The 5,249-nt window shown below is 41.7% G+C and carries 7 protein-coding genes; 5 read left to right on the top strand and 2 right to left on the bottom strand.

Going from position 1 to position 5,249, the window contains the following annotated elements; genetic code table 11:
* The first annotated feature begins 250 nt into the window (after positions 1 to 250).
* The gene (locus RMY27_RS35380; RefSeq protein WP_322669457.1) at positions 251 to 520 is read left to right on the top strand and encodes a hypothetical protein; all 270 of its coding nucleotides are present in this window, start codon (positions 251 to 253) and stop codon (positions 518 to 520) included.
* Positions 521 to 572: 52 nt separating this feature from the next.
* Here the strand turns inward: RMY27_RS35380 and RMY27_RS35375 are convergent, their stop codons facing one another.
* Entirely contained in the window at positions 573 to 935 is a 363-nt protein-coding gene (locus RMY27_RS35375) for a DUF5615 family PIN-like protein (RefSeq protein ID WP_322669456.1), read from the bottom strand.
* A 9-nt stretch (positions 936 to 944) separates the two neighbouring features.
* Positions 945 to 1,310: a DUF433 domain-containing protein gene (locus RMY27_RS35725; RefSeq protein ID WP_416212398.1), complete on the bottom strand. Its 366-nt coding sequence runs from the start codon at positions 1,308 to 1,310 to the stop codon at positions 945 to 947.
* Between the two features lie 568 nt (positions 1,311 to 1,878).
* Here RMY27_RS35725 and RMY27_RS35365 point away from each other — a divergent pair.
* The 4 genes from RMY27_RS35365 to RMY27_RS35350 all read left to right on the top strand — a co-directional run bounded on the left by RMY27_RS35365 (position 1,879) and on the right by RMY27_RS35350 (position 5,102).
* On the top strand, positions 1,879 to 2,319 hold the full coding sequence (locus RMY27_RS35365; RefSeq protein WP_322669455.1) for a PIN domain-containing protein: 441 nt from the start codon (positions 1,879 to 1,881) through the stop codon (positions 2,317 to 2,319).
* Positions 2,309 to 2,536, top strand: a complete 228-nt coding sequence (locus tag RMY27_RS35360) for a hypothetical protein (protein WP_322669454.1) — start codon at positions 2,309 to 2,311, stop codon at positions 2,534 to 2,536. The genes RMY27_RS35365 and RMY27_RS35360 overlap by 11 nt, the downstream gene beginning before the upstream one ends.
* A gap of 30 nt (positions 2,537 to 2,566) precedes the next feature.
* Positions 2,567 to 3,136: a Uma2 family endonuclease gene (locus RMY27_RS35355; protein WP_322669453.1), complete on the top strand. Its 570-nt coding sequence runs from the start codon at positions 2,567 to 2,569 to the stop codon at positions 3,134 to 3,136.
* Between the two features lie 121 nt (positions 3,137 to 3,257).
* Entirely contained in the window at positions 3,258 to 5,102 is a 1,845-nt protein-coding gene (locus RMY27_RS35350) for an aspartate kinase (RefSeq protein WP_322669452.1), read from the top strand.
* The last annotated feature ends 147 nt before the right edge of the window (positions 5,103 to 5,249 follow it).

Genomic DNA, 5,249 nt, shown 5'->3' with positions numbered 1-5,249 from the left:
TGGCTGATACTGTTGACAAAATCGCGATCTGAACGAATGAAACAGCCCTGCCTTTACAAGGGGGGACTAAGGGGGGTAATTCGACTTGTGTGTACACCGTAGCTTATAAAGGGGAGGGAACTAAATTTCTTTTTTCCCCCTTTTATAAGGGGGGATTAAGGGGGGTAATTCGACTTGTGCGTACACTGTAGCCGATGTTTTGGAGAGGGAATTAAGGAGTGAGGTGTTAGGTAATTTTGCCAGATATCTAATGAATAACGTGTGGAGTTCAGCTTTGGTATCAGCACTACTATACATTGATGCCAAATTCGTAAAATCAGTAACTACCGTTATTTTTAAATGCAGAATCCTGCGGTGCTATCTTCACATTCAGCAGCAGAAATTCCTAATTTTTGCTGAGGCGATCGCCTCCCCCAAAATCCAGAATAAGCTAGTTTTGTGCAAAGCGTACCGTGATAAAACTGAAAAGTGCGATCGCTTTAACTCGGACTTTCCTGTTCTGAACTCTGGGGTAGAATGAAGCTCCCCAATCTACGCCAGTTTTAGTTTTTAGCCTTAACCCAAGCGTATTGTTATATAGGCAATCGCCTCACTCGGAAAGTTTCATTACTTACAGAAATAATTGCCCCTAACTCTAAATCTTCCTGACATTCACTTAAAACTTGCGTCAACCGTTCATTAATTGCATCATAATTTTCGTTCCCCAACCTAAACAAAATCACACTGGGTAAACTCTCCCCACTCACGGCTAAAAGTTGGGCAAAATCTAAATCTATAGTTAATAAAATTCTTCCTTCTGCACGGGCTTTAATTAAAATCTCATCATCTGGTAGTCTTTGCAAACCTTCATTGCGCAAATGCACTACATCATAACCAGCACCACGCAACCAAGTTACAGTGCGTAGTGAAATTCCCATATCTGCCAAAAACTTCATTATTACTTGTTAAGCACTTTTGAAGGTATAAACTCGTTCTTGAGTCAACCATGCTGCATAAAGAAGAGATTGACGAATATCTTCTGCTTCTAAATCAGGATATTCTTCTAAAATTTCTTCTATAGGCTTTCCATGAGCTACCAAATTTACCACTAAAGAAACCGGAATTCGCATCCCGCGAATGCAAGCTTGTCCAGCCATAATGCTAGGGTCAAATGTAATTCTCTCCAGACCTAACATAAACGATCGCTCCAAAATCTTTTTTATCGCTCTGAGGTGCAATGATGATATTGTAAAACCTAGCGCTCTATTTTTGATTGTAAACCCATAAGCGATCGTCTCCCCCCAAATCCAGAATAAGCTAGTTTTGTCCAAAGCATACCGTAGTAAAACTGAAAAGTGCGTTAGCGTTCGCAAAGCGTCTCGTAGAAAAGCTCACCGTTGGCGTAGCCTCTCGTAGAGAAGGTATAGCCTAGACTAAAATTCATATTGAAATAAGTAAAAATGCCATTCGACTTACTCAAAATGAGCTTTTACTTACTCAAAATAAGCTTTTGCTTTCTCAAAAGCAGCTTTTACTTTCTCATTTTGGTGTTTTCCGCAAGCAAAAGCAGCTTTTACTTATTCAAACCCCAGTTTGCTTTCTCATTTTGGTGTTTTCCGCAAGCAAAAGAAGCTTTTACTTACTCAAAAGCAGCTTTTGCTTTCTCATTTTAGTGTTTTCCGCAAGCAAAAGCAGCTTTTACTTACTCAAACCCCAGTTTGCTTACTCATTTGAGTAATTCACGCATTCATTTTGGTATATCATTGAGCCGAAAGCTGGCGATGCTCTAGAAAAGAAGTGTAAATCTACGAGCGATGTCTACGACGAGCTACGCCTACGCATAGAACGCATTGCTAGAGGCGATGGCTTTTCTTTAGAGAAAGTTGTAAAAAAGGCTATATGACCAGGGTTTATCTAGATACCAGTATTTATAATCGTCCGTTTGACGACCAAACACAGCCAAAAATTTTTCTAGAAACACAAGCTATCATCTTAATTTTACAAATGGTGGAGGCAAGATTAATAGAACTAGTTAGTTCTTCAGTTCTAGAATATGAAAATAGCCGTAACCCTTTTCTTGTAAATCAGCAATCGATGGAGCGATATTTACAAATAGCTGTCTTGAGAGTATTAGTAGATGAAAATATTAGAGTGAGAGGAGAACAACTAGAGCAACAAGGAATTAAACCTATCGATGCACTTCATGTAGCTTGTGCAGAGGCTTCCCAAAGTAATTATTTTATTACTTGCGATCGGAGGTTAATCAACCGATGCCAAAATTTATCAATCTTGGTAATTAACCCGACTAATTTTATATTTGAGGTAGACAATGGAAATTAAAGTTATTAACGAACAAGAAAATTTACAAGAAGTTATGCAGGTCTTACTCAATCATTTAGAACCATCGAAGGTAATGAAATTTTGGGCAGCTTGTAAACTAGGTGAATGTGATTATTTGCAAGTTAAAGAAAAATTATTTGCTAAAGAAACGGTTGCCAGTTTATATGCCAAAATCAAAGAATATCAAGATGATGATAGTAAGCAATCGCTAGAATGAAGGCTATATTCCTGAATTAAAGTTTCAACTATGATAGCCTCACCCCAACAAAGCTATATTACTGCTGAAGAATACCTCCAAATGGAGGAACAGAGCGATATCAAGCATGAATACATCGACGGCTACATATACGCAATGGCTGGAGCGCTAGATCCACACGTTACCATTGCTCTTAACTTGGCGTCTCTCCTCCGTAATCATGTGCGCGGCTCTGGTTGTCGTGTTTACATCGCTGACATGAAAACCAGAATCGAATCTCTGAATCGCTTTTATTATCCCGATGTGATGGTTACTTGCGATCCACGCGATCAAGAAACGCCAGGTTATAAAAGATTTCCCTGTTTAATTGTCGAAGTTTTATCTAATTCTACCGAAGCCTTTGATCGGGGCGATAAATTCGCTGATTATCAAACACTGGAAAGTCTGCAAGAATATGTTTTAATTAATACAAAACGTCAGCGAGTCGAGTGTTTTCGACGCAATGAACAAGGGTTATGGGTTTTACAATCTTATACATCAGAGCATCAATCATTTCGACTCAATAGTGTGGATTTTGAGGAAACAATGGCAACACTCTATGAAGATGTAGTTTTTGAATAATCAATTATTATAGGGTATTCGACGCAATATTTAGTAAACTATATAACTGATAAGCCTTGAAAGCTTCCTTACCAGGCGGAAGCATTGATGAAAGCAGGCACAATTGATTAAATAAAAAGTTATGGCGCTCATAGTTCAGAAATACGGTGGTACATCTGTCGGTTCAGTCGAACGTATTCAAGCTGTTGCACAGCGTGTTTATAAAACTGTTCAAGCTGGAAACTCTATTGTCGTAGTGGTTTCGGCAATGGGCAAAACCACCGATGGACTCGTCAAACTAGCTACTGAAATTTCTCCAAATCCTAATCGCCGGGAAATGGATATGCTGCTTTCTACTGGCGAACAAGTAACTATTGCCTTACTCAGTATGGCTTTGCAGGAACTCGGACAACCCGCAATTTCCATGACTGGCGCTCAGGTAGGAATTGTTACCGAAGCTGAACACAGCCGCGCTCGGATTTTGCATATTGAAACTACTCGCCTAACTCGCCACATAAATACAGGTAAAGTAGTTGTAGTAGCTGGCTTCCAAGGTATCTCTAGCGTTGGAGAGATGGAAATTACGACTTTAGGTCGTGGTGGTTCCGACACTTCAGCAGTGGCGATCGCAGCCGCATTAAAAGCGAATTTTTGCGAAATTTATACAGACGTTCCAGGTATTCTCACTACAGACCCCCGGTTGGTTGCCGAAGCTCAGTTGATGGATGCCATCAGCTGCGATGAAATGTTGGAATTAGCTAGCTTGGGTGCAAAAGTGCTGCATCCCCGTGCTGTAGAAATTGCCCGTAACTACGGTGTTCCCCTGGTAGTTAGGTCTAGCTGGACAGATCAACCAGGTACTTGGGTGACATCAACCAAACCCCAAGGGCGATCGCTAATCAATCTGGAAATTGCCCGTCCTGTAGATCATGTAGAATTTGATACTAACCAAGCAAAAGTCGCTTTGTTGCGCGTACCTGATAAACCAGGTGTGGCAGCAAGGTTATTTGGCGAAATTTCTCGGCAAAAAGTAGACGTGGATTTGATTATTCAGTCAGTTCATGAAGGTAACAGTAATGACATTGCCTTTACGGTGACAACACCAATACTAAAACGGGCAGAAGCAGTAGCAACAGCGATCGCCCCAGCACTGAGGAGTCAATCTAACCCCAAATCTGACGAAGCCGAGGTAATGGTAGAACATAACATTGCCAAAGTTAGCATCGCAGGTGCAGGAATGATTGGCCGCCCTGGTGTAGCTGCAAAGATGTTCGCCACATTAGCTGAAGCAGGCGTGAACATTCAAATGATTTCCACCAGCGAAGTGAAAGTAAGTTGCGTAGTCAATGCAGCAGAATGCGATCGCGCTGTCTTAGCACTCCGCACTGCCTTTGAGATTGAGGCAGGAGAGCAGGGAGCAGGGAGTAATGATGGAAAACTCAGCACTCAGCACTCAGCACTCAGCACTCAGCACTCCTCACCTCCCGTTCGCGGTGTTGCCCTCGATTTGAACCAAGCGCGTCTTGCGATTCGCCAATTGCCAGATCGTCCGGGGGTGGCGGCGAAGTTGTTTGGATTATTAGCGCAACATAATATTAGTGTTGATATGATTATCCAATCTCAGCGTTGCCGGGTAATTGATGGTGTTCCCAGAAGAGATATTGCTTTTACAGTCTCGCGGATAGACGGGGAAAATGCCAAAAAAATGCTTACCCAAGTAGCGGCAGAGTTAGGATGGGGGGAAGTTGTTTTAGATAGTGCGATCGCTAAAGTGAGTATTGTTGGTGCAGGTATGCTAGGACAACCAGGTGTTGCAGCGAAAATGTTTGAAGCTTTAGCCCAACAAGAAATCAATATTCAAATGATTGCCACTTCAGAAATCAAAATTAGTTGTGTTGTGGCACAAGAGCAAGGTGTTAAAGCTTTGCAAGCTATTCATGCAGCCTTTGAACTGGCTGGTAGCGAGAAATTTGTCGTGCCAGCGTAAAATCTGAATCAAAAGCCCTCGCCCTAAATACCTTTTCCAAGCTTGGGCTACCGTGTTTACACAAGTCAAATTACCCCCCTTAATCCCCCCTTGTAAAGGCAGGGCTGTTTCATTCCCTAAAACAGGTAAAATTGCAAGTGTTGAGGG

Origin of the sequence: Nostoc sp. DedQUE09 (assembly GCF_034530915.1) — a bacterium.
In the GTDB taxonomy this organism is placed as follows: Bacteria; Cyanobacteriota; Cyanobacteriia; order Cyanobacteriales; family Nostocaceae; genus Nostoc.
Note: the sequence above shows the minus strand (reverse complement) of the source record. Positions and strands in the feature narration are given on the sequence as shown.

Coding starts and splice junctions, on each gene's coding strand:
- RMY27_RS35355 (WP_322669453.1), top strand. CDS start 2,567: ATGATAGCCTCACCCCAACAAAGCTATATTACTGCTGAAGAATACCTC.
- RMY27_RS35350 (WP_322669452.1), top strand. CDS start 3,258: ATGGCGCTCATAGTTCAGAAATACGGTGGTACATCTGTCGGTTCAGTC.
- RMY27_RS35380 (WP_322669457.1), top strand. CDS start 251: ATGAATAACGTGTGGAGTTCAGCTTTGGTATCAGCACTACTATACATT.
- RMY27_RS35360 (WP_322669454.1), top strand. CDS start 2,309: ATGGAAATTAAAGTTATTAACGAACAAGAAAATTTACAAGAAGTTATG.
- RMY27_RS35375 (WP_322669456.1), bottom strand. CDS start 935: ATGAAGTTTTTGGCAGATATGGGAATTTCACTACGCACTGTAACTTGG.
- RMY27_RS35365 (WP_322669455.1), top strand. CDS start 1,879: ATGACCAGGGTTTATCTAGATACCAGTATTTATAATCGTCCGTTTGAC.